Here is a 24,431-nt window from a genome sequence, read left to right as displayed (position 1 = left end):
TCCGGTCTCCTTTGCTATGGGTGCCGGATGCGGTCAGGCCAGCCCCGCGGCGACGGCCTTCTCGGTGGCCGTGCGGACCGCCCCCTCCTGCTCGGGCAGCAGCGCGAGGCGCGGCGGACGGACGGGGCCGCCGTACCGGCCGACGATGTCCATGGACAATTTGATGGCCTGCACGAACTCGACCTTGGAGTCCCAGCGCAGCAGTGGGTGGAGCTGCTCGTACAGCTTCTTCGCCGTGCCCAGGTCGCCGCCGACCGCGGCGCGGTACAGCTCCGCGGAGGCCCTCGGCAGCGCGTTCGGGTAACCGGCCACCCAGCCTTTCGCGCCGGCGATCGCGAGCTCCAGCAGCACGTCGTCGGCACCGATCAGCAGGTCCAGTTCCGGCGCCAGCTCGGCGATCCGATAGGCGCGGCGGACGTCACCGGAGAACTCCTTGACGGCCCGGACGTAACCCTCGGCGTGCAAGCGGGCCAGCAGTTCGGGCACCAGGTCGACCTTGGTGTCGATGGGGTTGTTGTACGCCACGACCGGCACGCCCGCCTCGGCCACGGCGGCATAGTGCGCGAGGACGGAACGCTCGTCGGCGCGATAGGCGTTGGGCGGCAGCAGCATCACGGACGCACAGCCCGCGTCGCGTGCCTGCTCGGCCCAGCGGCGGGCCTCGGCGGAGCCGTAGGCGGCGACGCCGGGCATCACGCGCGCGCCGCCGACGGCGGCGACGGCCGTCTCGACGACCTTGGCGCGCTCGTCGGGGGTGAGGACCTGGTACTCACCGAGCGAGCCGTTCGGTACGACGCCGTCGCAGCCGTTCTCGACCAGCCAGGCGCAGTGCTCGGCGAACCTGCCGTGGTCGACGGAGAGATCCTCGCGCAGCGGGAGCGCGGTGGCGACGAGGACGCCGCGCCAGGGTCGGTCGTCGGTGGCGGTCATGAGGGGTCCCTCTCGGTCGGAGTCATGGGGTGTGAGAGTGCTTCAGGGCGCCCGAAGGCAGGAGGATGTGACATTGCACTGTCGGATGTGACCTTGCACTGCTCGGCATCGCACTCGTCCCCGGCGCGTGCCAGCACCCCCAGCGGTACGGGCCGGGCGAACGGCCGTCGGGACGGGGTGGGTTCGCATCCGGCGAGCCCCGCGACCGCGGGCCCGCACACCCGGCCCTGGCACCAGCCCATCCCGGCCCGCGTCAGCAGCTTCACGGTCCTCGGATCACCGGCGCCGAGTTCCGCGACGGCCTCCCGGATCGCGCCGCCCGTGACCTCCTCGCAGCGGCAGACCACGGTGTCGTCGGTGATCTGCTCGGTCCAGTGCGCGGGGGGCACGTACACGGAGTCGAGCGCCGCGGTGAACGCCCGTAGCCGGGTACGGGCCTTCGCTGCCGCCGCCCAGGCGCCCGGGTCGGGTTCGGCCCCGCGCAGGCGGGCCGCGGCCGAGCGTCCGGCGATGTGTCCCTCGGCGAGCGCGAGGGCGGCGCCGCCGATGCCCGTCGTCTCCCCCGCTGCCCAGACGTCGGGGACGCCGGTGCGCTGCTCGTCGTCGACCTCCACGCCTGCTCCGTCGAGCGGGCAGCCCAAGGTCTCGGCGAGATCGGTGTGCGGGAGCATGCCATGGCCGACGGCGAGGGTGTCGCACGGGATCCGGCGTCCGGTGCCGGGCCTGACGCGGCCGGCGGCGTCGAGGGCGGCGACGGTCACTGCTCGAAGCCGGTCGGTGCCGTGCGCCTCGACGACCGTGTGCCGGGCGAGAAGACGCACCCTGTGACGCAGCAACTGTGCCGTGTACGCGGCGCCTTCGGCGATCTTGCCGGGCTGTGCCGCGAGCGCGCGGGCCCGCCGTACGAAGGCCCTGGGGTCGGCGGATTCGACGAGGGCTGCCACCTCGACGCCGGCCGCGGCGAGCCCGGTCGCCACGGGGAGCAGCAGCGGGCCGGTTCCGGCGACCACGACGGTGCGGCCGGGGACCACGAGGGTGCCCTTGAGCATGGCCTGCGCGCCACCCGCGGTGAGGACACCGGGGAGCGTCCAGCCCGGGAAGGGCAGCACCTTCTCGTATCCGCCGGTCGCCAGGAGCACGGCGTCGGCGCGCACTTCGACACCGTCGTGCTGCTCGGGACCGAGGAGCGCATGCACCGTGAAGCCGGTGTCCCGCCTCTCAACGCACCAGACGTGATGGTCCGTCAAGTGCCTTATGCCGCCCGCCTGGACGTGGGCGCGCAGCCCTTCGGCGAGCCGTTCCCAGGTGCGCCACTGATGGTGCAGGGCTTCGGGGCGGTGGGCGCGCAGCGCGGCTGCGGGCCGGCGGTAGAACTGGCCTCCGGCCTGCGCGGCCGAGTCGAGGAGCGTGACCTTTACGCCCCGGGCGGCGGCCGTGACGCTCGCGGCGAGCCCGGCCGGGCCGGCGCCGATCACCGCGAAATGCGGGCGCGCGTCCGGGCGGTCCGGGTCAGTCATCGTGGCCCGTCCCTTCCTGGGTGCGGATGGCGTCGCCCGGGTGCAGGGGCAGGAGGCAGGCGCGCTGGTTCGGCCGGTCGTTGACGGTCACGAGACAGTCGAAGCAGACACCGATGCCGCAGAAGACGCCACGCGGCCGGCCCTCGTGCCGGGTGCTGCGCCACGCCGTCACTCCGGCCGTCCAGAGTGCGGCGGCCACCGTCTGGCCGGGCAGCGCCTCGATCTCACGGCCGTCCAGGGTGACGGTGAACGCCGGGCCGGGCCGGGCATCGGCCAGTTCCGCGGGGGATCTCATGCGGCCTCCTCGGTGAAACGGTCGGGGCGAAAGGGCGTGAGATCCAGGTCGGGGGTCCTGGCGGTGAGCGCCTGGGCGATCAAGTGGCCGGTGCCGGTGGCGAGTCCGATTCCGGCGCCCTCGTGGCCGCAGGCGTGGTACAGCCCCCGGACGCGGGGATCCGGTCCGACCGCGGGGAGGTGGTCGGGCAGATAGGGTCGGAAGCCGAGGTAGGAGCGCATGGCACGCACCCGCTCCAGGAACGGGAACAGCCGGGTGGCCCCTGCTGCCAGTGCCCGCACGACCGGCAGGGAGAACGTCCGGTCGAAGCCGACCCGTTCGCGGCTGGCCCCGATCAGGATCGGCCCCGCGGCGGTGCCCTCCACGACGGGTGAGGTCTGCAAGGCGGCCGAGTCGCTGGCCACGTCGGCCACGTAGTCGGCGGCGTACACCTTGTGGCGGACCTTGCGCGGGAGGGGTTCGGTGACGAGGACGAAGCCGCGGCGCGGGAGCAGGGGCAGCCGGACACCCGCCAGCGCGGCGACCTCGCCGCCCCAGGTGCCGGCGGCGTTGACGACCGCGGGGGCGTGAATGTCGCCCCGGTCCGTGCGGACCCCGCACACCGTGCCGTCCGGGGCACGCCGGACGCCGGTCACGGTGTGACCGGTGAGCAGCCGGGCGCCCGAGGCGCGCAGCAGGTGGGCGGCGGCCAGGGCGGGCATCACCTGGGCGTCCTGGGGGTAGTGCACGGCGCCGGGCAGTCCGGGGGCGAGGTGCGGCTCGAGGTCGTACAGGGCGTCACCCTCGACCCGTTCGGCCATGACCCCCGCCGCGCGCTGTCCTTCGGCGAACCGCTCCAGCGCGGCGAGCCCGCCGGACGACGAAGCGACGACCACTCCCCCTTTGGCCTCGTACTCGACTGCCTTTCCGAACTCCCGTGCCAGCTCGGTCCACAGCCGGCCGGACAGCAGCGCGAGGTCCAGCTCCGGACCGGGTTCCTTGTCGGAGACGAGGAGATTGCCCTCCCCGGCACCGGTCGTGCCGCCTGCCACCGGGCCACGGTCGACGACGATCACGTCGAGGCCCGCGCGGCCGGCGTAAAGGGCGCAGGCGGCGCCCACCAATCCGGCTCCGACGACCACGGCATCGCAGGTCAGTCGCATGCTCACGCCAGTACTATGTCACATGTCGCTCTTGCTGGGAATGCGGAAGCACAGCGGAAACCGCGGCGACGGGGATGACACGCGGGGCGGTCGGGGGATGGATCGCGGAGGCGGTCCTGACGGGGCGCCGTCGGCGACCTGAACGCCGACGGTGCCCCGTTCAGCCCTCGGGGGTGGGGACGACGCGCAAGTGAGCCGGAGTGCGTCGGGCCGCCCGGCTCCTGGGCCGGTCGCGGCGCACCTCGCGCAGCACCAGCGTCAGCCGGGTGTACTCGATCTCCTGGAGGGTCCTCGGCGTCTCGTCGACGACCCGGCACTCGGTCGCGCCCCACCGCGGATCGGGGTGGTGCAACGGCCGTACGGCCCCGTCGTGCGCCACGGCCCGCTCGCCGACCGCCCGGATCCAGTGCGGCAGGCCCTGCCGGTAGGCGGCCTCCATGATCGGGTCCTGGGCGATCTCCCGGCGGATGGCCTGGAGCCCGTGGTCATGGCCGTGCCGCTCCACGGCCGCCGCGAAGTGCGCCAGCATCGGCAGGCACCAGCTGGACTCGTGGTCGCCGAGAACCGCGCTCGCGTCGGGGTGGAAGAGGACGAACCGGAGGAAGTTGTCGTCGGGCATGGCCGTCGGGTGGGGTCCCACGCCGCGGAAAAGTGACGCGAAAGCGGTGTTCGCCAGCACGACGTCCCAGCGGTGGTCGAGCACGACGGACGGGAACGGTACGGCCTCCAGAAGAGTGGCGTAGTCCCGTAGATACGCCTGGGCCTCACGGCTTGCGGGGACGGGCCGCGGTACGGACCGCTGCCCACCTGCCTGATATGCCATCGGGAGGTCACCCCTCTTGCCTATGCGGCCTTCACGCGGCGCCCCGATCCTGCTGCCCTCGCCCGAGGTGTGTCAACTATCGTGGCATTCGCTGTCTGTTGACGGCTGAAATTGGCCACAGTTGTGGCGAGACCTGGATGTGAGTTCGAACTACCCGGTAATCTCCACCAAGTTCACGGCAACCGCTTGTGAGAAGCCGGTGAGAGACGTAGGAGATCTGTCGGTGACGGATGGCTTCGAGGGTCCGGGCGCCACCCAGACGGCCGCGCTGTCCGCCGTCGTCGCTCGTGTCACCGCGCTCGCCGACCGGCTCGGCGTGCCGCACGCGGAGGTCTTCGACACCGGTCGCCTGTCCGTGGCCTGCGGCGTCCCGGAGTCCGTGGTCAAGGCGCTGCTGAGCGGGCGGCCCGCGGGCGAGCCGGACGTACAGGCCCGCTTCCTCCAGCGCCTGGATCTGCTGCGCCGCACCCGCCTGAAGCCGAACGGCCGCAAGTACACCCAGCAGGAGATCGCCGACGGCGCGGGCATGTCGCGCCAGCAGGCGGGTGCCCTGATCAACGGCGACCGGCGCCCCACCATGGAGCACTGCGACGCCATCCAGCGCTTCTTCCGCGTCCACGCCGGATTCCTCACGGCCGAGGACCCCGAGGCGGTCGTCGGAGCCCTCCAGCACACCGAACAGGACCTGCTCCAGAAGCTGGCACAGCGCGAGGCGGCACAGGCCGCCGAGGATCCGCTGGAGCGGCTGCTCCAGGATCACGGTGTGCGCGGGATCGCCTGGCGCGCCGCCCAACTGCCCACGGACCAGCACCGCGACAAGGTCGCCGAGTGGCTGGACATGCTCTTGGAAAGCGTCAAGCGGCCCGAGTCGTGATCCGGGGAGAACGGGAGACCAGTGGGCATCGGTAGGGAAATGCGCCGCCTGTGCGGCGAGTTGGTCGCGGAGCTGAGCCTGCCCGCGCCCGCGGCTCCGGAGAACCTGTACGGCGCCCTGTGCGACGCCATGAGCAGACGCCGCGGCCGTCCCGTCCACTTCCGTACGGCCGCATTTCCCGTCGGCACCGCCAGCGGGCTGTGGCTCGACATGGCCGACCGGGACCTCGTCGTGATCGAGGAACGTACCGCGCCGGACCATCAGTTGGTGATCCTCGGCCATGAGCTGTGGCACATGAAGGCGGGCCACTGCAGCCACAGCGTCGAGGGCGCCTCCGTCGCGGCGCGCCTGCTGAGCGACGACGCCGACCTGCACTCGACGGTCCTGAGGGTCGCCGCCCGCAGCCACTTCGACCAGGCCGAGGAGGCCGAGGCCGAGGCCTTCGGCCTGCTGCTGGCCAGCAAGTGCCGCACCTGGCTGGCGGTGTCCTCGGTACGGGGCCGGCGCGATCACCTGGCGGGGCGGATCGAGGCGTCCCTCGGCTACCTCGGACCGCAGGGCTGACCGCGGCCGACGCGGTGGGTGCACGGCACCTCTCAGGGCGTTTCACCTCCGCTGAGCGGGCGAACCCACACGTGGCCGAGCCCGATTGTCAGTGGTGGACGGCAAGCTGGTGATGCGCCCTCATATGCGGGGTGCGACGCGATGACGCCGACTCCGGGGAGAGCCGACCGATGACCACCGCCGTACTGACCGACCGCGAGCGCACCGCCGTACAGGCCTATCTGCGGCTGTTGCACACCGTACGAGCCGCGTTCGACGGGCCTCCCGGTTCCCGCCGGCCACCGGTCGTCCCGCCCGCCGTCCTGGCCGAAGCGGAGCAGGCACTGGCGGAGGCGGGACTGGCGGGCAACGAGGAGGAGTTCTTCCGGCTGCTGCAGAGCTGGTGTCCCGTGCAGTCCTAGGGCCTGTCGTCAAATTCCCGTCGTCCGCCCGCAGGGCGGGCCGCGCGGCGTCAGGTGCGTGCTCTCGGCGTGCCGGGCGCGGACCCTCGTACTGGTTGTACGTGGGTCTGCGCCCGGTGCGGCGAGAGTGCGTGCATGGCGTCGCACGGCAGGCGGGAATTTGACGACAGGGCCTAGCGGGTCGCGGGTGACCGGGCACCAGGGGGGTCCGCGAGGGTTCAGGTGTGGGGCACGCTGACCGCGGTCGCCACCAGCCCTCGTCGGACCGTCCAGCGGCCCTCGAAGTGGTCGAGCCGACTCTCGCCCACGCGTGGGCCGGGGACGAGGAGCCGGGCACGGAAGCCACCGCTGTGCCGCTCACCGGGGTCGGCGTGCAGGTCGATGTCGGCCTCGGAGAAGTCCAGCCACTTCCCGGTGAGGGGGAACCACGCCTTGTAGACGGACTCCTTGGCGCTGAACAGCAGCCGGTCCCAGTGGACGGCGGGCTGATCCCCGGCCAGGCGGCCCAGCCGGTCCACTTCCGCGGGCACGGTGACGGCGGGCAGCACGCCCTCGGGCAGGGGCTTGTGGGGTTCGGCGTCGATGCCCAGGGAGGCCAGGTCGGCGGCGCGGACCAGGGCGGCGGCGCCGTAGCCCTCGCAGTGGGTCATGCTGCCGAACAGGCCGTCCGGCCAGCCCGGGGCGCCGCGTTCGCCGGGGAGGATCGGCACGGGCGGCACGCCGAGCTTCTCCATGGCCCGGCGGGCGCAGGAGCGGACGACGGCGAACTCCCGGCGGCGCTTGGCGACCGCCTGGGCGACGACGGCCTCCTCCTCGGGGTACAGGACCGCGTTCGGGGGTTCCTCGTCGCCGAACGCCTCGACGGCGACGACCGTGGTGGGCAGCAGTTCCTCGATCACCGGGACCCGTCCTCCCAGGGCAGAATCCGGCGCAGCCGTCCCGGCGGTTCCGGTCGTTTGCGCCACTCGCGGGGATAGCCCACCGACACCTCCTCGAAGCGGACGCCCTCGTGCCAGGTGGTCCGTGGAATGTGGAGGTGTCCGTAGACCATGGTCGCGACGCGGAATCTGCGGTGCCAGGCGGCGGTCCGCCGGGTGCCGCACCACATCGCGAACTCGGGGTACCACAGCACCTCGGTCGGGTGCCGGTCCAGCGGATAGTGGTTGACGAGGACGGTGGGCAGGTCCTCGGGCAGTGCGGCGAGCCGCCGCTCGGTCTCGGTGACCCGGGCCTCGCACCACGCCTCGCGCGACGGGTACGGATCGGGGTGCAGCAGGTACTCGTCGTTGCAGACCACTCCGGTCCCGTGCGCGTACCGCAGCCCCTCCTCCTTGGTGGCGCAGCCGGCGGGCAGGAAGGAGTAGTCGTACAGCAGGAACAGCGGTGCCACGGCGACCGGGCCGCCGGGGCCGTCCCAGACGGGGTAGGGGTCCTCGGGGGTCGTCACGCCGAGTTCGCGGCACAGGTCGACGAGGTGGTCGTAGCGGGCGACGCCGCGCAGGGTGACGGTGTCCTTGGGATGGGTCCACAGCTCGTGGTTGCCGGGCGACCACAGGACCTTGCGGAAACGGCCGGCGAGGGTCTCGAGGGCCCAGCGGATGTCGGCGACGGTCTCCGCGACGTCGCCGGCGACGATCAGCCAGTCGTCGTCCGAGTCGGGCCGCATCTTCTCGACGAGGGCGCGGTTCTCCTCGTAGCCGATGTGCAGATCACTGATGGCCAGCAGCTGCCCGGCACCGCCGGCCGTCGACGTCACGCCTCGCCCCTTCCGATCACCCGAAGGACACCACAAGAACACAGGCTGCCGTGCCCGGACAAGGCGGTATCCCGTCGGCGCGCCTCGGGGGCGCTGGTCGAGGGGCGGGTGGGGCCCACGAGGGCGCTCCGATGATCGGAAAATCCGTAACACGTACGTTGCACGCGGCACCGCTTGAAAGCCGTATGATCGCCCCACCACCACCGCCATGAACGTCCCTTCGCACGGGGCGGTTTGGTGTCCCTCCCACCTCCCTGCCCGGGCACGGGCCTGCTTCGCCCTGCCCGCGAACCCCGAAAGGACGGCCCTGCATGGTCTCTCGCGTACGCGTCTGGCTCAACCGCACGTACGCGGAGAACGTGTTCTTCATGGATCAGCTGCGGAGAAATCCCAGCGACCGGGCGGTCGAGATCCATGCGACGCACGGGGACGCCGACTCCCCCGTGCTGGCCGCCGCGGACACCGCCGAACTGGAGCCGGAGGGCCTGTCGCCGGCCGCGTACGTCGAGTACGCGCTCGACCAGTGCCGGCGCCGCGGCATCGATGTCCTCGTGCCCCGGCTGCACCAGTCGGCGATCGTGGCACACCGCGCGGACTTCGCGGCGGCGGGTACGGCGCTGCTGGCGCCGCCGCCGCAGGCCGTGGCGGTCTTCCGGGACAAGGTGATCGCGTACGAGGCCGTGCAGGCGATCGGGGTGCCGGTACCGCCGTGGTGGCGGGTGCGCGATGCCGACCAACTCGTGGCAGCCGTGGAGGAGTTGGAGGCGCGCGGGTACAAGGCGTGCTTCAAGCCGGCGTCCGGCGCCGGTGGGGTGGGCTTCCGCGTCGTCACGCGCGCCCCCTTCTCGCTCATGCACCTCAGCGGCTTCCCCACGCCTTGTGTGCAGCTGGATCTGGTGCTGGACGCGCTGCGACGGGCCGACGAGCCGGTGGACTGGCTGGTGATGCCGCGGCTGGAGCAGCCGGAGGTGTCGGTGGACTGCCTCACCGGCCCGGACAACCGGGTGCGGCTGGCGATCGGCCGGATCAAGAACGGGCGGCGGCGCGGGTTCACGCTGCACGAGCAGTGGCTGGAGCCGGCGCGACTGATCGCGGAGGGGTTCGGGCTGCACAGTCTGTCCAACATCCAGTTCCGGATGTTCGACGGCGCGCCGGTGCTGATGGACGTCAACACACGGCCGGCCGGCGGGCTGCATCAGCTGTCGCAGTGCGGCGTCAATGTGCCGTGGCTGGCCGTTCAGTTGGCGCTCGGCGAGGACCCGGGGGTGGTCGTACCGCCGTTCCTGGGGCAGGACTACACCGTGGTCTCCGGGCCGCGGCCGGTTCGGCCCGTGTCGGTGCCGCAGCAGCGCGTCGACGGGTCGGAGGCGTTGCTGCCGGCCGTCCCGGCGCAGGTCGGGTCCGTCGAGGTGCCGCCGGCCCGGGCGTTGCCGCTCCAGGCGTCCTGAAGGGCGCGCAAGTTTTTTCCCGGGAGGGTGTATCAGAGCGCCGGCCTCGCGCTCATAAGAGTGAAAGACAACGGGGGCACCACGGGGGAAACGCACCACCACGGGGGACGCACCACCACGGGGGCTTCGGGCCGGCCGGCGCTGTCACGGGGGCAGCGGCCTGCCGGCCCGAATGCGAGCGGTGGGCCGGCCCCCGGCGTCTCATGCGGGCGGCCGGTGTTCCCAGGGGTCGTGCCGCCGCCGGGTCAGCTCCCTTCGGAGGGCCGCAGGCGGAGGGTCAGGACCTGGAAGGGGCGCAGCGTCACACTCACCCCGCCGTCGCCGGTGAGCTCCACGGCCTCCTCCACTGCCTCCTCCAGCGGTCGCTCCAGCAGGTCGGTCACCTGGGCCTCCGCCAGGGGGAAGCCGGGGCGCACGGTGCCGGTCGCCCGGCCGCCGCGTGACTCGTAGAGGCGCACCACGACATCGCCGGACCGGTCGTCGGCCAGCTTGACCGCCTCGACGGTCACCCCGTCGCCGGTCACGGAGACGACCGGCTCGGGCGCGCCCGCCGCGTCCGCGATCCGCAGCGGGAGGTTGAGGGCGTAGCCCTCGGCGACGGCGTCTGCGATGCTCGCGCCGGGGAGCAGGGCGTAGGTGAAGCGGTGCCGGCCCTGATCGGCCTCGGGGTCCGGGACGCGCGGGGCGCGGACCAGGCTGAGGCTGACCCTGGTGGTCGTACCGCCGTCCTCGCGGACCGTGCGGGAGACATCGTGGCCGTACGTCGAGTCGTTGATGACGGCGACGCCGTAGCCGGGCTCGGCGATGTGCACCCAGCGGTGCCCGGAGACCTCGAAGCGGGCGGCCTCCCAGCTGGTGTTGGTGTGGGTGGGGCGCTGGATGTGGCCGAACTGGATCTCGGCGGAGGAGTGCGGGGCCCGGATGTCCACCGGGAAGCCCGCCTTGAGGATCTTCTCGGTCTCGTGCCAGTCGATCTCGGTCTCGAAGTCGATACGGGGGCTGCCGGCGCGCACGGTGATGGTCTGGGTGATCCGCGAGCCCTTGCCGAAGGCTCGGGAGACCCGGATCGCGCCCAGGAGCGGGCCCTCCTCGACGACGGTGACCGCCTCTGTCTCCAGCAAGTCGGTGCAGCGGTTCTTGTAGTGCTTGTCGATGTCCCAGGCGTCCCAGTAGTTGGGCAGGTCGGTGTGCAGACGGAGCAGGTTGCCCTGCTCGGCGAGGACCTCGCGGTTCGCCCTGATGTCGAAGACGGAGGCGAGCGTGCCGTCCTCGGCGATCTCGACCCTGAGCAGGCCGTTGTCGAGGACCCTGCCGGAGACGGACACCGGCTGCGGCGGGCGCGAGGGCGCGGTGAGGGGCGCGCTGCCGCTCGCGGGCACCGTGACGTACACCGGTGTGCCCTCGGACGTACGGACCACTTCGGCCCGCTCGTAGGGGCTGGTGTTGAAGACCCGGGTCTCTCCCCCGCCCAGCGCGGCGACCGCCTCGGTGGTCAGGGCCTCCAACTCCGCGGCCACCCGGGCGTACTCGGCCTCCGCCTCCCGGTGGACCCAGGCGATCGAGGAGCCCGGCAGGATGTCGTGGAACTGGTGCAGCAGCACCGTCTTCCACAGCCGGTCCAGCCTCTCGTACGGGTAGGCGTACCCGGGCGCGTGGAGCGCGGCCGTCGTCGCCCACAACTCGGCCTCCCGGAGCCGGTGTTCGGAGCGGCGGTTGCCCTGCTTGGTGCGGGCCTGGGAGGTGTAGGTGGCGCGGTGCAGCTCCAGATAGAGCTCACCGACCCAGACGGGGGCGTCCGGGTACTCCTCGCGTGCCTGGGCGAAGAACGCGTCGGGGTGCTCGACGACGACCTTCGGCGAGCCCTCCAGGTCGGCCAGCCGGCGCGCCCGCTCCATGATCTCGCGGGTGGGGCCACCACCGCCGTCGCCCCAGCCGAAGGGCGCGAGGGAGCGCGTACCGGCGCCCTTCTCGGCGTAGTTGCGCACCGCGTGGTCCATCTCCTCGCCGCTGAAGCGGGCGTTGTAGGTGTCGACCGGCGGGAAGTGGGTGAAGATGCGGGTGCCGTCGATGCCCTCCCACCAGAAGGTGTGGTGGGGGAACTTGTTGGTCTGGTTCCAGGAGATCTTCTGGGTCAGGAACCACTCGTTGCCGGCGAGCTTGGCGAGCTGCGGGTAGGCGGCGGTGTAGCCGAAGGAGTCCGGCAGCCAGACGCCCTTGGTCTCGACTCCGAAGTGCTCGATGAAGAACCGCTTGCCGTGGATCAGCTGGCGGGCGAGCGCCTCGCCGCCGGGCAGATTGCCGTCGGCCTCGACCCACATGCCGCCCACCGGCGCCCACTGGCCCTTCTTGACCGACTCCTGGATACGGGCCCACACGTGCGGGTAGTGGTCGCGCACCCATGCGTACTGCTGGGCCTGCGAGCAGGCGAAGATGAAGTCCTCGTACTCGTCGGCCAGGGACGTGACGTTGGAGAAGGTGCGGGACGTCTTGCGCTTGGTCTCCCGGATGGGCCACAGCCAGGCGGAGTCGATGTGGGCGTGGCCGACGCCGGACACCACATGCGCACTGGCGTGGGCGGGCTTGGCCAGGGCGGGGGCGAGCACCTCCCGTACGGCAGTCGCGGTGCCGGAGACGTCGTCGAGGTCGAGGACGTCCATGGCGCGGTCGAGGGTGTGCATGATCTCGTGGCGGCGCGGCTCGTGCTCGCCGAGGTGGACCATGAGCTCACGCAGCACCTGCAGGTCCAGGTCCAGGTGCCAGACCTCCTCGTCGAGGACGGCGATGTCGGCACGCTTGAAGATGTACAGCGGCTTGTCGCCCGCCGTCAGGACGTCGCCCAGCGGGGTGGGGGCCGCGAAGCCGTCGGCCAGGATGTCGGGGTTGGAGGCCGCCTCGACCAGGTAGTCGATCTCCTCGCCGCCGGAGACGGGATTGCCGATCGGCACGTACTGGTTGAGGGGGTTGACGGCTTTCAGGGGCCGCCCGTCGGGCAGATGGACCAGGCCCTCCGCCTGGTTGCCGGGCCAGTCCCCCACGAAGCCGAGGTCGATGACGGCCTCGACCCGCCGTCCCGCCCACTCGGCGGGCACCCGGCCGCGCATACGGAACCAGGTCGTGCCCCAGGGCGGGCCCCACGGGGTGTCCGGCGCGAAGGGGGCGTACCGGGCGGCGGCGGCCTCCTCGAAGGAGACCGGCTCACCCGGCGCCTGCCATGCCTCGACCTCGAAGGGGACGGTGGCCGAGTAGATCGCCGGCTTGATGCGCTGGTGGTGGAGGCGCTCGACGCGTTGCTCGATCCGGCTGCGTTCGTCGTGCATCTGTGCCTCCAGGGAGGGAGAGAACGGAGAGGGAAGCGAGGGAACGGCGAGGGACGGAGATCCGGGCGAGGGAAGCGCTTTCTGAAAAGGTGCTACTCAAGGTACGCGAGGCCGGGATGCACCGCGGCGTAGCCATCCATCAGCCTGCGGGCCACGGTGACCGAGTCGACCAGCGGATGCAAGGCGAAGGCCTTCACCGCGCTCGCGCGGGAGCCGGACTCGGCGGCGGACAGCACCTCCCGCTCGACGGCCTTGACCGAGCAGACGAGCCCGGTCGCGTGGTCGGGCAGCGGGGCCACCGCGACCGGGTGGGCGCCGTTGGCGTCGACGAGGCAGGGGACCTCGATGACGGCGTCGGCGTCGAGGACGCAGAGAGTGCTCTGGTTGCGGACGTTCAGGATCAGGGTGGTGCGTTCGTCGCGGGCGATGGCCCGCATCAGCGCGAGCGCCACCTTCTCGTAGCCGCCGGAGAGGTCGTCGGCCTCCCGCTCGCCGGCGCCGGCCGCCTCCCGGTTCTCGGACATGTAGGTGGCCTCCCGCTCGGCGCGGGTGCGGTCCCAGATCGCCAGGGCGGAGCCGTCCGACCGCTCGGCCTCCCGGTAGAAGCGGGCCTGCTGGTCGGCGAGGAAGGCGCCGCGGGTCCGGTCGGCCTGCTGGTAGGCGCGGACGGCTTCGCGGTTGAAGTAGTAGTAGTGCAGGTATTCGTTGGGGATGGCGCCCAGCGAGCGGAGCCAGTCGACGCCGAAGAGCCTTCCCTCCTCGAAGGAGCCGAGCAGACCGGGGTCGGCGAGCAGGCGCGGGAGTTCGTCGCGTCCCGCGACGCGCAGTCCGCGGACCCAGCCGAGGTGGTTGAGGCCGACGTAGTCGATCCACGCGTCGCCGGGGTTCCGCACGCCGAGCACCCGGGCGATACGGCGGCCGAGGCCGACCGGCGAGTCGCAGATGCCGATGACGCGGTCGCCGAGGTGGCGGGACATGGCCTCGGTGACCAGGCCCGCGGGGTTGGTGAAGTTGATGACCCAGGCGTCCGGCGCGAGACGGGCGACCCGGTGAGCGATGTCGACGGCGACCGGGACGGTCCGCAGGCCGTAGGCGATGCCGCCCGCGCCGACCGTCTCCTGGCCGAGGACGCCCTCGGCGAGCGCGATCCGCTCGTCGTTCGCCCTGCCTTCCAGGCCGCCGACCCGGATCGCCGAGAAGACGAAGTCGGCGCCGCGCAGAGCCTCGTCGAGGTCGGTGGTGGCGGTCACCTCGGGTGCGTCGGGCACCCCGGCCGCCTGTTCGGCGAGGACCCGGGTCACCGCGGCGAGCCGCCCCGCGTCCAGGTCGTGCAGCACGACCCGGGTGACCCGGCCCTCGGCGCGGTCCGTCAGCAGCGCCCCGTACACGAGCGGCACGCGGAAGCCGCCGCCGCCCAGAATCGTCAGTCTCACGCCTGCACCTCTCCTGCCACGACCACCTCGACGCCCGCCTCCCCCAGGGAGGCCGGCGACGCCGTGCCGACCGGCGCGTTCGTCACCACCACGTCCAGCTCCCGCGGGCCGCACACCTGCGCCGTGCCCGTGCCCGTGCCCGGGAACTGCGCCGCGTCGGCGAGCAGCACCAGCTCGATGCCCTCGTCGTCGGCGAGCTCCGAGTGGACCACCAGGTTGCCGGTGAGCAGCCCGTCCTCCTCGAGTTCGACCAGGTCACGCCTGATCGTCGCGGGGCTCACACCCAGCCGCTCGGAGAGATGGGTCACGGCGGCGGGGCCGTCGGCGCGCAGGGCCCGCAGGATGAGTCGGTGTCGCCGTTCCGCCTGCACGGCGTGAACACTACTCGTCACCTCCGATCGTCTCCATGCTCATTTCTGCGCAAATATCAATCAATGCCTGCTATCGACGCACGATTCCGCTCACCGTAATGAAGCGTGCCGGCGAGTCCTGAGCTCGAGCTCTCGGCGCCGCGGTCGACCCGCACGAACAGTCCCGCACGAACAGTCCCGCACGAACAGTCCCGCGCGGACCTATCCCGCACGCGCCCGCAGACGGTGACCCGTGAGTAGATTCGTGGTTCTATTCGAATCCCGTATTCCTCGACGTGGGCAGGAGCCTGATGAGACGTCACTTAGTCACCCTCGGTTGCATGTTGACGGCCTTCGCGCTCGGCGCGGGAACGGCGTCCGCCGCCGGTGACCCGCGCTGGGCGGAGACCGGCAGGGCGTACACGGACACGCTGGGCGGCGGGCAGGGCCTGGCGAGCCGCGCGGACGGCTCGCTGCTGTACCGCGGGCTCGTCTCCATCCCGCTGGACCTGCGTATCAAGGGCTGGAACCACGTAGGCGACCCCGACATCGCCCGCGGTCACACCTTCGACGCCTATCAGGGCCCGGACTCGGCCACGTCGAAGATGTTCGCGGTGACGACACCGGCCGGACAGCGTTACGAGTACGTCCATCAGCTCAACCCCGGCGAGAAGCTGAACAACTCCTTCGCCACCGTCTCACCGGACGGGCAGTGGCTGGTGTCGGGCGAGTGGGGCGAGCAGAAGAGGCTCCAGGTCTTCCCCGCCCCGCTGCTCAACCCGACCACGCCGCCGACCGGCGGGGACCTGAAGGAGGCCTGGCAGATCACCCTGGACAAGCCGGTACGCGACATCCAGGGCTGCGACTTCGTGACGGACACCCGCCTGGTCTGCGCCTCGAACGACGCCTCCGGGTCGCTCTTCCCGGAGAGCCGCCCGCTGCTCCAGGTCGACCTGGAGCGCAAGGTGGACGGCCAGCCGGTCACCGGCACGGTGAAGAGCCTGTTCGGGCTGCCTCAACGCAGCGTGTGCAAGGGCGCGTTCGAGACGGAGGGCGTCGACTACGACCCGGGCAGCGGCACCCTGCGCGCCCAGATGATCCCGCCCGGGGTGTGTGCGGTGACGACGGCCGTGTACTCCTACCGGCAGGTCACCGACTGATCCACGGGAGGTGATGTGGGCCGCGCGACCGATCCGGAGTCGCTGCGGCCCAGCCCCCCTCAGACCGAGGGGGGCTCCAGGTCCCCTCAGACCGAGGGGGGCTCCAGGTCCCGGTGGATGCGCCTGCCCTCGCGCACGCTGCCGGTCAGCGGATGGTCCTCGCCGAGCAGCCTACGGGCATCGTCGAGCGCGCCCTCCTGCAGCTGATCCGCCTCGGCACCGCTGCCCAGGGCGCGCAGGGTGATGCCGAGGTTGGCGCGGGAGGCGACGGTGTCCGGATGCTCGGGGCCGAGAGCGGCCCGGAAGCCGGCGACGGCCGTCCTCTCCAGCTCCTCCGCCCGGGCCTGTGGGCCGAGCTCCGCCAGGGCGTTGGCCAGGTTGACCGTGCAGGCCAGCGTGGCGGGATGGCGGTCGCCGAGCACCGTCCGCAGGTCGTCGAAGGTTCGCTCCAGCAGTTGCCGGGCCCGGCGGACCTCTCCGCAGCCCCTGAGGAAGATACCGAGGTTGTTGAGGGCGGCCAGCGTCGCCGGGTGCCGGTCGCCGAGCGCGGCGCGGTATCGGCCCGTGATGTCCCGCGCCACGTCCAGGGCTTCCTCTCGGGCGCCGGTCGCGTACAGGTCGGAGGCGTGGTTCAGGGTGCAGTCCAGCATGTCCGGCGCGGTCGAAGGGGTCTCGCGCAGCCGGTGGTGCTCGCGGGTCTCCTGGGTGAGGGCCCTGGCCTCATCGGCCCGGCCCGCCATGCGCAGCGAGACGGCGAGGCTCTTCGCCGTGCGCAGCGTCTCCGGGTGGGACACGCCGAAGAGCAGCTTGTACGACTCGTGACTGCTGGTCAGCTGTGTGATCGACGCTTCGTACTCGCCCATCTCGCGCAGGTCGCGGCCGAGGTTGGTGAGGGTGAAGAGCGTGTGGGGATGGGTGCTGCCGAATTCGGTGCGGCGGCGTTCGTAGATCGCCTCGTCGATGTCGCGGGCCGCCTTGTAGCGGCCCAGCAGCCTCAGGCACAGGGCCAGGTTGTTGTGGGCGCTCAGGGTGCGCGGATGGCTGTCGCCGAAGCTGTCCTTGAAACCGTCGTGGGCCTGGGCGGCCAGCTCCAGGGCCTCGTCGAACCGGCCCAAGCTGCCGAGGTCGGCCGAGAGGGCGCTGGCCGTCATCAGCATGTGCGGGTGGCCCGGAACCAGCAGCCGGCGCTGTGCGGACAAGGTCTCGGAGCCCAGGTCCGCGGCCTCGGTGTATCTGCCGAGCGAGCGCAGCACGTTGGCGGTGTGGAACTGAAGGCGCAGCAGCTGGGTCCGCAGTTCGGGGTCTTCGCGCTCGGCCAGCCGTTGCTCCCACCGTGTGCGAAGGTCCAGGGCGTCGGAGAGGGCGGCCTTCAGGTCGCCGCGCCGCCACAGGTGACGGACGCGGTCCATGAGCAGCTGGCGGGTCTGCGGCTCGTCGCAGCCGGCTGCCTCGGACGCCTCCAGATGCGGCCAGATCGCCGCGAAGAGCGGGCTGTTCTCCGGGTCGTCGACCGGCTCTTCGCCCGCGGGCCGGGCGGCGACCAGGACGCGGTGCACGATGTGCCGTGCCTGCGCCTGCTCCTCGGGGGTGAGCTGGGAGCGGAACACCGCCTGCACCAGCCGGTGCACCTGGATCGACTCGGTGGGCCGGTCCACTCGGACGAGGGCGAACCGGCCCAGCTCCTGGAGCACCCGGCCGAGCACCATCTTCTCCTGCAGCGCGGGGTCCTTCGCGGCCAGAGCGCTCGTCATCGGGTCGCCGTAGAGCAGCTTCAGGGAGATCGGTCCGGCGGCGAAGAAGGCGCACAACTGCAGCAGACGTACGGCGGCCGGGGAACGTTCCTCGAGGCGTTCGACGGAGACGTTCCAGGTGGCACCGACCGGCTGCGGGTAGTCCGCGGGCCGGCCGAACGCCAGTACCCGCTCGGTCTGCTGCTCGAGTTCTTCGAGGTAGGTGCCGACGGATGTGCCGGTCTCGGCGAGCCAGGCGCCCGCCTGATCGAGGGCCAGGGGCAGATCGCCGACGGCGGCGGCGACCCGCTCGGCATCCGCCGGCCGGAGGTCGGGGGCCTGCAGCAGCAGACGCTCGATGCTCTCCGCACGCTCGAACGGCTCGACGTCCAGGGCCTCGGCATAGCGCAGCCAGGCCCGGTTGCGGGAGGTGACCAGCACGTGTCCGGTGCCCCCGGGGAAGTGCCGGGCGACCTGCTGCGGCTCGTCGGCGTTGTCGAAGACGAGGAGCCAGCGCAGGGACGCGGAGGCCCGGCGGAGATGGTCGCGAACCTCCTGGGCGGCCCGGGCGGTGTCCTCGCCGGCGCCCAGACCCAGCCGGCGGGCGAGGCCGGACAGTGCGTGGGTCACGGACTCGTCCCGCTCGGCGGGAATCCACCAGGTGAGGTCGTAGTCGGCGGCGAACCGGTGCACGTACTCCAGGGCCACCTGAGTCTTGCCGACACCGCCCAGCCCGCACAGGGCGTTCGGCGACGGCGCGCCCCCCGCGGCACTTCCGGCCAGGGCGTCCCTCAGCCGCTCCAGTACGGCTGCGCGGCCGGTGAAACCGGGGTTGCGCGGAGGGACGTTCCAGACCCTGGGAACGGTGCCGGGGAAGCGGACGCGGCTGCCGGTGACGGGTTGCACCGAGGGGCGCGGCGGGCGGCCGACGGCCCGCAGGACGGCGGCGGCTGCGGTCTGCTCGTCGCTGTCCACCAGATCCAGCTCGTCCGGCACGGACACCGAGGGCAGCGGTGCGACGCGGACCGCGAGTACCTGCCGGCGGTCGGAGCGGTCGCCGGCCGTGGCCGCTTCCCACACCCGGCGGGCTCGCGCCGTGCGCTGGAAGGCCGCCGAGATCACGAAGACCGTCCGGTCCGCGGGTTCCTCGGCGTCGCCGCCGGCGCTTCCGACGTGCTTGAGCACCGCCGTGAACCCGGCCCGGGTCAGCAGGGCGGCGATCCACTCGGCCCACATGCGGTCCTCGGGGACGTAGTTGACGTGCAGCTGGGCCGGGAGTGCGAGGCGAGGACGGGTGAACTTCTTCCTGACGCCGTCTCGCAGGGCCTGCGGCATACGGGGCAGCCGGGTGACGGCCCGGTCGCTGATCACCGCGGTGAGCCTCTCGAATGCCGACAGCAGGGAGGTGGGGGTGCCGACTTCGTCACCGAAGGCGGCCAGGGTCTCCTCATAGGCGTAGTAAGGCCGGTAGGGAATCTCCACGGAGCCCCAGTAGCCGGTGAGTTCGTCCTCGTCCAGGCCGGCCGGGAATCCCTCGAACTTGGCTCTGGCCAGGGCGCGTCCGGCGTCCGCCTTCTCCTTCTCCGCCTCGTCGACGCGCATCGGCACGGGCAGGATGCGGATCCGCCGGTGGTGGAAGCGGTCGTGTACGGCCCGGGCGACGGCCGCGGCGCCGTCGATGCTCTGGTCGCTGAGAGTGAAGCAGTCCACGAGGACGTCGGGCAGGTGGGCGGTGCAGATGTCGGCGATGTCGGACAGTCCGGTACGGCTGTCGATGAGGACGTAGTCGTAGTTGTCCCGCATGTCCTCGCGCAGCGCGTCGAAGAACAGGCCGCCGCCGAGCCGGTCGTGGAAGTTGTCCCAGTCGAAGGCGGCCACGGCAGAGGCGTAGTCGCGGTTCTGTCGCCCGGCCAGCACCAGATCGAGCGTCCCCGGCTCTGGGAACGTCCAGTCCAGGGAGACGGCGTGGCGCTGGACACGGGCGTACTCGCGGTGCCAGTCGGGGGTCCGCTCGTCGGGCCCGGCGCCTTCTTCGGTGGCTGCCCAGGCGTACTCCTTGAGCAGGTCCACGACTCCGGTGGTCGCCCCCGCGGTGCCCGGATCGAGGAACGGGTGGAAGAAGCGGTGCAGGCCGGGTGCCTCCAGGTCCCAGTCGACGGCGAGGACCCGTTTGCCGGCTGCCGCGAGGATCCAGGCGCTGTTGGCGAGAGCCATGGTCCGGCCGGTGCCGCCCTTGTACGAGTAGAACGTCACGATGCGGCCCGGGCGGCCACGCTGTCCGTCAAGCTCGCTCATCGTGGCCTGCCTTCTCGGCTTCGTGGCGGTGCTCCTGGGGACCGTCGTCGTGCGGGTCCGGGCCGCCGAGGCGGAAGCGCGGGGTGGACTGGCCGGCGGGCGGCCGGGCCTGGGCACGTCTGAGGTACTGGCCCTCGGCCCAGTGCACGACGCGCGGCAGCACTTCGTGGAAGGACCGCTCGTCGGGGACACCGCGGACGGCGGGGCGGCTCGCCTCACGTCCGTGTCGCACCCGGCGCGGGAGGGTGGTGTCCTGTTGCGCGGCCAGTTCGAGTTCCGTGTCGTCGCCGTCGGGGTCGTCGTGGTTCCACGGCACCACGAGGCCCGTCGGCGGCCGGTCGCTGCTGTCGAACTCGTTCAGGCGGGTGCGGTGTTCGGGGTCGCGCAGCACCCAGCGGTCGAGGAGCAGTACTTCGGGGGCGTCGGCGGGAGCGGACGTGTGGTCGAACTCGCACACGTCGGCGCGGAAGGCGAGGCGGGCGGCGATGCCCGCGGCCACTTGGGCGAGCGGCCGGTCGGACGCCGGGCGGTAGGGGTTCCAGTCGAGCGGTGAGGGCCCGTAGTAGTGGGGGCTGCGCCCTTCGGGCAGCCGGCGCAGACAGCCGGCCGCAACGCTGATCCGTAACCTGCGGCCACTCGGCGGTACCGCGGCAGGGGGTGCGGAGAAGGCGTCGTAGGCGCTGCTGAGGCCCTCTCGGCGGCCGCGTTCCACATGGACGCTCTCGCCCACTTCGACGATGCGCATGGCCAGGCGCAGCACCGCCTTCTGGTAGTCGCCGCGGAAGGACCGCAGCTTGCCCAGCCCGTACAGCCCGAACGTGCGGTAGCGGTCGCCCAGTTCGGGGTGGGTGTACTGGACTCCTCTGACGCAGTCGGGAAGCCGGCGTTCGGGCACCGGTGACCACAGGGCGGGGACGATCGCGCTGGGGGTGCCCGGCTCGCCCGGATCGAGGTGGCGCGCCCGACGGTCACCGAAGGCGGCCCATTCCTTCCCGCACCAGGGGCTGATGAAGTAGCGCGGCGAGTACAGCGGCACGAAGACCCGGCAGCCGCCGAGCGAGTCGGCGAGTTCGTCGGTCCAGATCTGGCCGGCCTGCATCGACCGGTCCATGAATCCGGGGGCACCCGGGTGCGCGGTCAGGTTGCTGATGTGTTCGCACAGGTCGCGGAAGAGGCGGTGTACCCACAGGTCCGGATCGGGTTCGTCGGGGCGGGTCCTGGGCATGTGGGCGTAGCTGAGGAAGAAGTAGGGCGCGGTGGCGTCTCCCCCCGCCGGCCTCGTCGGCTCCACGCGACCCCCCGATCCCGTCACCGTTCCCCGTGCCCGGGGCAAGGACTCAGTGTAGGAACTGTGCGCCGTTCTGTGACGGGCGCGAGCGATCGTGACGGGGTCTTTTTCCGGCCAGCCGGCGGGTGGCGAATGCCACGGCGGCGGCCATGGGGAACAACCGGGCGTCCGCCCCGCCGACCGGCCCGGCCCGCACGACCGGGTCTGGCCCTTCAGCCGTCAGCCGCTCGAAGTCGGCTCCCAGCGTGCCGAAGTCGCCGTCGTCCAGGGCGACGTCCTCGAAGGAAGTCCAGTGACGCTCGCCGTCGCGCAGGACCACGCAGCGGTACTCCCGTCGGGGCGCGTCGGGGAGGCGGTACTCGGCGAGGTGGAAGGAGGTGCACACCTCGAAGCCGACTCCCAGGAGGAGCGCCCGGGCGTCGGCCTGTTCGAGCCGGGCGAGCGGCGAGGCCGGCCCCAGGTGGCACGACTCGTCGTGGTCCGCGGTCAGCTCGGCCGCGCGGGCGCCCAGTGCGGCGAACGACGTCTGAGGGTGGGCGCTGCGTACCGCCCCTGGGCTGAGCCGCACCGCCTCGGCGAGCATGCCCATGCCCTGCGACGGGGTGGTCCCCGGGTCGAAGGGCGGCATCCGGTCGCGATACGCGGCCACCTGGTCTGCGGTCAGGTTCCGGACCCGGTCACGGTACGCCGGTGAGGTGTCGGAGTTCTCGGCGGTGAACGTCGGCACGACGAGCGTTCCCTCGGGCCCGAGGACGTCGAGCAGCGCGGCGAGGACGGTCTCGGGCGCCGCGCCGACGCGTTGCAGCGAGGCGTGCACCAGGAGCACGGCGCCGGGCGGCACACCCAGCGCGGTCAGCTCCCGGGCGAGCGGGGCGGCGCCGGTCACAGGCTGCGTCCGATGCCGTCGACGAACCGCCGTCCGAGGGCGGTCAGGGAGGGGGCTGCCGACAGCGCCTCCCACTGGGCATGGGTGCGGCGGCGGGCGTCCGGCGGGCCGGGGTCCAGGACGTCGGTCGCCGCGCGGGCGTAGGTGTCGCTGAGCAACTCACCGGTGGACAGGTCCGCTTCGTCGTAGAGGTCGCACACGTCGAGCAGCGCGTCCAGCACCCCGGCCCGGAATCCCCGCACCAGGTCCACTGCGACCCGCACCGGATCCGGGGAGAGGTGGACGCCCAGGGCGGCGAACCCCCCGCTCGGTGCGGTGCGTTCGGGGTCGGGGGCGGCGAGGGGGGTGATCACGCGGACGCCGGCCGCCATGCCGTCGGCGACGGACGGCAGGGTCTTGCGGATCAGCGCCCAGGACTGTCGCAGAACCCGCAGGCGGCGCTCGGCCTCGCCGTCGCCCAGCCGGCCGGACACGGGAACGCCGAAGCAGTCGCGATGGGGGTCGAGGTCGTCCAGGACGGCTTCCCAGCCGTCGGCGCGCACGCTGCGCAGGGGTTCCCAGCCCGGACCGGCGAGGTGCTCCGTCGTCACCGCCGCGGTTCTGGCACCGGTCGGGACGCGGAGGCGGCCGAGCCCCGGCAGATGGACCCGTCCGTCGCCCACCGGCACCTCGGCCTGCCGTTGTGAGGCCAGGGCGACGGGCGCCATACGGCAGGCCAGGTGCCCGGGCACGGCGGTGCCGTCGAGACAGCGCAGGGCCCAGGTGCGGGTGTAGGGGTGGGACAGCAGCGGTTGCAGCAGTGCGCTGTCGCCGTCTTCCAGTTCCCGGAGAAGCCGCCATGACGTGCGCCACGACTCGTGCGCGTGGGAGCCGAGTTCACGCTGCACGGCGTTGAGCAGCTCGCGCGTGACGTGCTCTCGCGCCTCGCTCAATTCGCTCACGGCGGCGATGTGGTCGCTGCCGTCGGCCAGTGCATCGAACCATACGGTCGCTTTCCTCCCGCTCGCACCGGTCCGTTCGTCGATGGAGAGGATCAGCTCCATCAGATCCGCGCAGAACACGGACGGATTGTCGAACCCGGTCCCTTCCCGGTAGCGGTGGGCGAACAGTCCGCCTCCGCAGGACCGCACCACCGGGCAGCCACGGCACTGGTCGGACAGCCCGTTCAGCCCCAGCTGCCGGGCGGCCATGCCCGGGTGCCGGGCCACCTCGTCGAGGGAGTGGCGGAAGACGTCCAGGCCGGTGACGGGCGCTCCGTCGTAGGCGGTCTTCAGCGAGTCGGCCTGCTCGAACGTCCCGTCGGTCTCCACGACGACCACGTCCGACGACTGCAGCCCCATCGCCTCGGTCCGGCTCGGTCCACCGCCGAGGGTGCTGACGATCGAGTCGAACAGTCGCACGGGCATGGGTCGACCCGCGGCGTGCCACCGGTCATGGACGGCCGTCAGCCAGTCTGCGTACGGGGTGCGCGCACCGCCGGGACGCGGGGGTGGTTCGTTCCACGTGGCGTGCGGCAGAAGGAAGTCGATGCGTGGCGGCTCCTGCGCGGCCAGTGCGTCGTAGACGGCGATGGGGTCGTTGCGCACATCGATGGTGCACAACAATCCCGCGAAGAGATGGCGGTAACCCTCCTCACGCAGCAGGGAAATGGCTGCCAGAACCGCGTCGTAGCTGCTGCGGCCCTGGGCGAATCGGCGGTGCCGGTCATTGGCGGCCCGGTCACCGTCCAAGGAGATTCCGACCCGGACGTCGAATTCCGCGAAGATGTCGAGGAAGCGCCGGCCGAGCTGAACTCCATTGGTGTGAATGCTCAGATCGAGCCGGGTGATCCCGCGCAGCGCACTGCTCAGTTCCGCGCAGACGCGTCGTAGTCGGGCCGGGCCCGCGAGTAGTGGCTCGCCTCCGTGCAGGATGACCTGCACGGAGGGGAGCGCCTGCCTTTTGGCGTGTTCGGCGAGGCGCAGGGCCGTCCATGAAGTGACCTCGTCGGAGATCGCTTTCGGCCGATGGGCCCAGCTCTGGTCGGCGTGCTCGTACACATAGCAGTGGTCACAGGCGAGATCACACCGGCTGTGCACTTTGAGGACGAGCTGCCGAAGCGGCACGGACGAAACTGACATGACGCGGAGGGCGTCCGGTGTCTCAGATGCAGGACTGGAAGGTCGGGGCGCCCCTGTCAGGGATGCGCGTGGAAGCGAGAGCGCGCCGCACGCCTCGCGCAC

The 24,431-nt window shown here is 72.0% G+C and carries 19 protein-coding genes; 5 read left to right on the top strand and 14 right to left on the bottom strand.

Going from position 1 to position 24,431, the window contains the following annotated elements:
- Positions 1–33 precede the first annotated feature (33 nt).
- From ACHBTE_RS01770 to ACHBTE_RS01750, 5 genes are all read right to left on the bottom strand, one after another.
- Complete coding sequence (locus ACHBTE_RS01770) at positions 34–930, bottom strand: dihydrodipicolinate synthase family protein (RefSeq protein WP_394721454.1); 897 nt, start codon at positions 928–930, stop codon at positions 34–36.
- A complete protein-coding gene (locus tag ACHBTE_RS01765) occupies positions 927–2,447 on the bottom strand; it encodes an FAD-dependent oxidoreductase (protein ID WP_394721453.1) in 1,521 nt (506 codons plus the stop codon). Before ACHBTE_RS01765 ends, ACHBTE_RS01770 begins: the two co-directional genes overlap by 4 nt.
- Positions 2,440–2,742 carry a (2Fe-2S)-binding protein gene (locus ACHBTE_RS01760; protein ID WP_394721452.1) on the bottom strand — a complete coding sequence of 101 codons (303 nt, stop codon included), beginning with the start codon at positions 2,740–2,742 and terminating at the stop codon, positions 2,440–2,442. The genes ACHBTE_RS01765 and ACHBTE_RS01760 overlap by 8 nt, the downstream gene beginning before the upstream one ends.
- On the bottom strand, positions 2,739–3,890 hold the full coding sequence (locus ACHBTE_RS01755) for an NAD(P)/FAD-dependent oxidoreductase (protein WP_394721451.1): 1,152 nt from the start codon (positions 3,888–3,890) through the stop codon (positions 2,739–2,741). Before ACHBTE_RS01755 ends, ACHBTE_RS01760 begins: the two co-directional genes overlap by 4 nt.
- 154 nt (positions 3,891–4,044) lie before the next feature.
- On the bottom strand, positions 4,045–4,707 hold the full coding sequence (locus ACHBTE_RS01750; protein ID WP_394721450.1) for a hypothetical protein: 663 nt from the start codon (positions 4,705–4,707) through the stop codon (positions 4,045–4,047).
- 223 nt (positions 4,708–4,930) lie between these two features.
- Between ACHBTE_RS01750 and ACHBTE_RS01745 the strand changes: the two genes are divergently transcribed.
- The 3 genes from ACHBTE_RS01745 to ACHBTE_RS01735 all read left to right on the top strand — a co-directional run bounded on the left by ACHBTE_RS01745 (position 4,931) and on the right by ACHBTE_RS01735 (position 6,546).
- Positions 4,931–5,581 carry a helix-turn-helix domain-containing protein gene (locus ACHBTE_RS01745; RefSeq protein WP_394721448.1) on the top strand — a complete coding sequence of 217 codons (651 nt, stop codon included), beginning with the start codon at positions 4,931–4,933 and terminating at the stop codon, positions 5,579–5,581.
- Between the two features lie 39 nt (positions 5,582–5,620).
- Positions 5,621–6,145: a toxin-antitoxin system, toxin component gene (locus ACHBTE_RS01740; RefSeq protein ID WP_394721447.1), complete on the top strand. Its 525-nt coding sequence runs from the start codon at positions 5,621–5,623 to the stop codon at positions 6,143–6,145.
- Positions 6,146–6,315: 170 nt separating this feature from the next.
- Positions 6,316–6,546: a hypothetical protein gene (locus ACHBTE_RS01735; protein ID WP_394721446.1), complete on the top strand. Its 231-nt coding sequence runs from the start codon at positions 6,316–6,318 to the stop codon at positions 6,544–6,546.
- 218 nt (positions 6,547–6,764) lie between these two features.
- Here the strand turns inward: ACHBTE_RS01735 and ACHBTE_RS01730 are convergent, their stop codons facing one another.
- Together ACHBTE_RS01730 and ACHBTE_RS01725 are read right to left on the bottom strand one after the other, a co-directional pair.
- On the bottom strand, positions 6,765–7,445 hold the full coding sequence (locus tag ACHBTE_RS01730) for a 4'-phosphopantetheinyl transferase (RefSeq protein WP_394721445.1): 681 nt from the start codon (positions 7,443–7,445) through the stop codon (positions 6,765–6,767).
- Entirely contained in the window at positions 7,442–8,302 is an 861-nt protein-coding gene (locus ACHBTE_RS01725) for a metallophosphoesterase family protein (protein ID WP_394721444.1), read from the bottom strand. The genes ACHBTE_RS01730 and ACHBTE_RS01725 overlap by 4 nt, the downstream gene beginning before the upstream one ends.
- Positions 8,303–8,613: 311 nt before the next feature.
- On the opposite strand from ACHBTE_RS01725, the gene ACHBTE_RS01720 reads away from it, so the two are divergent.
- Positions 8,614–9,750 carry an ATP-grasp domain-containing protein gene (locus ACHBTE_RS01720; RefSeq protein WP_394721443.1) on the top strand — a complete coding sequence of 379 codons (1,137 nt, stop codon included), beginning with the start codon at positions 8,614–8,616 and terminating at the stop codon, positions 9,748–9,750.
- A gap of 245 nt (positions 9,751–9,995) precedes the next feature.
- On the opposite strand, the gene ACHBTE_RS01715 is transcribed toward ACHBTE_RS01720, so the two are convergent.
- From ACHBTE_RS01715 to ACHBTE_RS01705, 3 genes are all read right to left on the bottom strand, one after another.
- The gene (locus ACHBTE_RS01715) at positions 9,996–13,067 is read right to left on the bottom strand and encodes an alpha-mannosidase (protein ID WP_394721442.1); all 3,072 of its coding nucleotides are present in this window, start codon (positions 13,065–13,067) and stop codon (positions 9,996–9,998) included.
- 92 nt (positions 13,068–13,159) lie between these two features.
- Positions 13,160–14,500: a 6-phospho-beta-glucosidase gene (locus tag ACHBTE_RS01710; protein WP_394721441.1), complete on the bottom strand. Its 1,341-nt coding sequence runs from the start codon at positions 14,498–14,500 to the stop codon at positions 13,160–13,162.
- The gene (locus tag ACHBTE_RS01705) at positions 14,497–14,871 is read right to left on the bottom strand and encodes a DeoR family transcriptional regulator (protein WP_394721588.1); all 375 of its coding nucleotides are present in this window, start codon (positions 14,869–14,871) and stop codon (positions 14,497–14,499) included. Before ACHBTE_RS01705 ends, ACHBTE_RS01710 begins: the two co-directional genes overlap by 4 nt.
- A 290-nt stretch (positions 14,872–15,161) precedes the next feature.
- On the opposite strand from ACHBTE_RS01705, the gene ACHBTE_RS01700 reads away from it, so the two are divergent.
- The gene (locus ACHBTE_RS01700) at positions 15,162–16,010 is read left to right on the top strand and encodes a hypothetical protein (RefSeq protein ID WP_394721440.1); all 849 of its coding nucleotides are present in this window, start codon (positions 15,162–15,164) and stop codon (positions 16,008–16,010) included.
- Between the two features lie 86 nt (positions 16,011–16,096).
- Here the strand turns inward: ACHBTE_RS01700 and fxsT are convergent, their stop codons facing one another.
- From fxsT to ACHBTE_RS01680, 4 genes are read right to left on the bottom strand one after another with little or no spacing between them, the layout of a single operon-like run.
- Positions 16,097–20,035: an FxSxx-COOH system tetratricopeptide repeat protein gene (fxsT, locus tag ACHBTE_RS01695; RefSeq protein ID WP_394721439.1), complete on the bottom strand. Its 3,939-nt coding sequence runs from the start codon at positions 20,033–20,035 to the stop codon at positions 16,097–16,099.
- The gene (locus ACHBTE_RS01690; RefSeq protein WP_394721438.1) at positions 20,022–21,326 is read right to left on the bottom strand and encodes a TIR-like protein FxsC; all 1,305 of its coding nucleotides are present in this window, start codon (positions 21,324–21,326) and stop codon (positions 20,022–20,024) included. Before ACHBTE_RS01690 ends, fxsT begins: the two co-directional genes overlap by 14 nt.
- A gap of 46 nt (positions 21,327–21,372) precedes the next feature.
- On the bottom strand, positions 21,373–22,209 hold the full coding sequence (locus ACHBTE_RS01685; RefSeq protein ID WP_394721437.1) for an aminoglycoside N(3)-acetyltransferase: 837 nt from the start codon (positions 22,207–22,209) through the stop codon (positions 21,373–21,375).
- Positions 22,206–24,329 (bottom strand): FxsB family cyclophane-forming radical SAM/SPASM peptide maturase, encoded by a 2,124-nt coding sequence (locus tag ACHBTE_RS01680; RefSeq protein WP_394721436.1) that lies wholly within the window; start codon positions 24,327–24,329, stop codon positions 22,206–22,208. The genes ACHBTE_RS01685 and ACHBTE_RS01680 overlap by 4 nt, the downstream gene beginning before the upstream one ends.
- Positions 24,330–24,431 lie beyond the last annotated feature (102 nt).

The sequence above is a fragment of the Streptomyces sp. M41 genome, assembly GCF_043673425.1.
In the GTDB taxonomy this organism is placed as follows: domain Bacteria; phylum Actinomycetota; class Actinomycetes; order Streptomycetales; family Streptomycetaceae; genus Streptomyces.
The sequence above is the reverse complement of the archived record's forward strand: the minus strand, read 5'-3'. Positions and strand labels throughout refer to the sequence as shown.

What these genes read in the sequence shown, in the direction of transcription:
- ACHBTE_RS01765 (WP_394721453.1), bottom strand. Translation starts at nt 2,447, where the DNA reads ATGACTGACCCGGACCGCCCGGACGCGCGCCCGCATTTCGCGGTGATC.
- ACHBTE_RS01770 (WP_394721454.1), bottom strand. Translation starts at nt 930, where the DNA reads ATGACCGCCACCGACGACCGACCCTGGCGCGGCGTCCTCGTCGCCACC.
- ACHBTE_RS01735 (WP_394721446.1), top strand. Translation starts at nt 6,316, where the DNA reads ATGACCACCGCCGTACTGACCGACCGCGAGCGCACCGCCGTACAGGCC.
- ACHBTE_RS01715 (WP_394721442.1), bottom strand. Translation starts at nt 13,067, where the DNA reads ATGCACGACGAACGCAGCCGGATCGAGCAACGCGTCGAGCGCCTCCAC.
- ACHBTE_RS01750 (WP_394721450.1), bottom strand. Translation starts at nt 4,707, where the DNA reads ATGGCATATCAGGCAGGTGGGCAGCGGTCCGTACCGCGGCCCGTCCCC.
- ACHBTE_RS01720 (WP_394721443.1), top strand. Translation starts at nt 8,614, where the DNA reads ATGGTCTCTCGCGTACGCGTCTGGCTCAACCGCACGTACGCGGAGAAC.
- ACHBTE_RS01740 (WP_394721447.1), top strand. Translation starts at nt 5,621, where the DNA reads ATGCGCCGCCTGTGCGGCGAGTTGGTCGCGGAGCTGAGCCTGCCCGCG.
- ACHBTE_RS01760 (WP_394721452.1), bottom strand. Translation starts at nt 2,742, where the DNA reads ATGAGATCCCCCGCGGAACTGGCCGATGCCCGGCCCGGCCCGGCGTTC.
- ACHBTE_RS01680 (WP_394721436.1), bottom strand. Translation starts at nt 24,329, where the DNA reads ATGTCAGTTTCGTCCGTGCCGCTTCGGCAGCTCGTCCTCAAAGTGCAC.
- fxsT (WP_394721439.1), bottom strand. Translation starts at nt 20,035, where the DNA reads ATGAGCGAGCTTGACGGACAGCGTGGCCGCCCGGGCCGCATCGTGACG.
- ACHBTE_RS01700 (WP_394721440.1), top strand. Translation starts at nt 15,162, where the DNA reads ATGAGACGTCACTTAGTCACCCTCGGTTGCATGTTGACGGCCTTCGCG.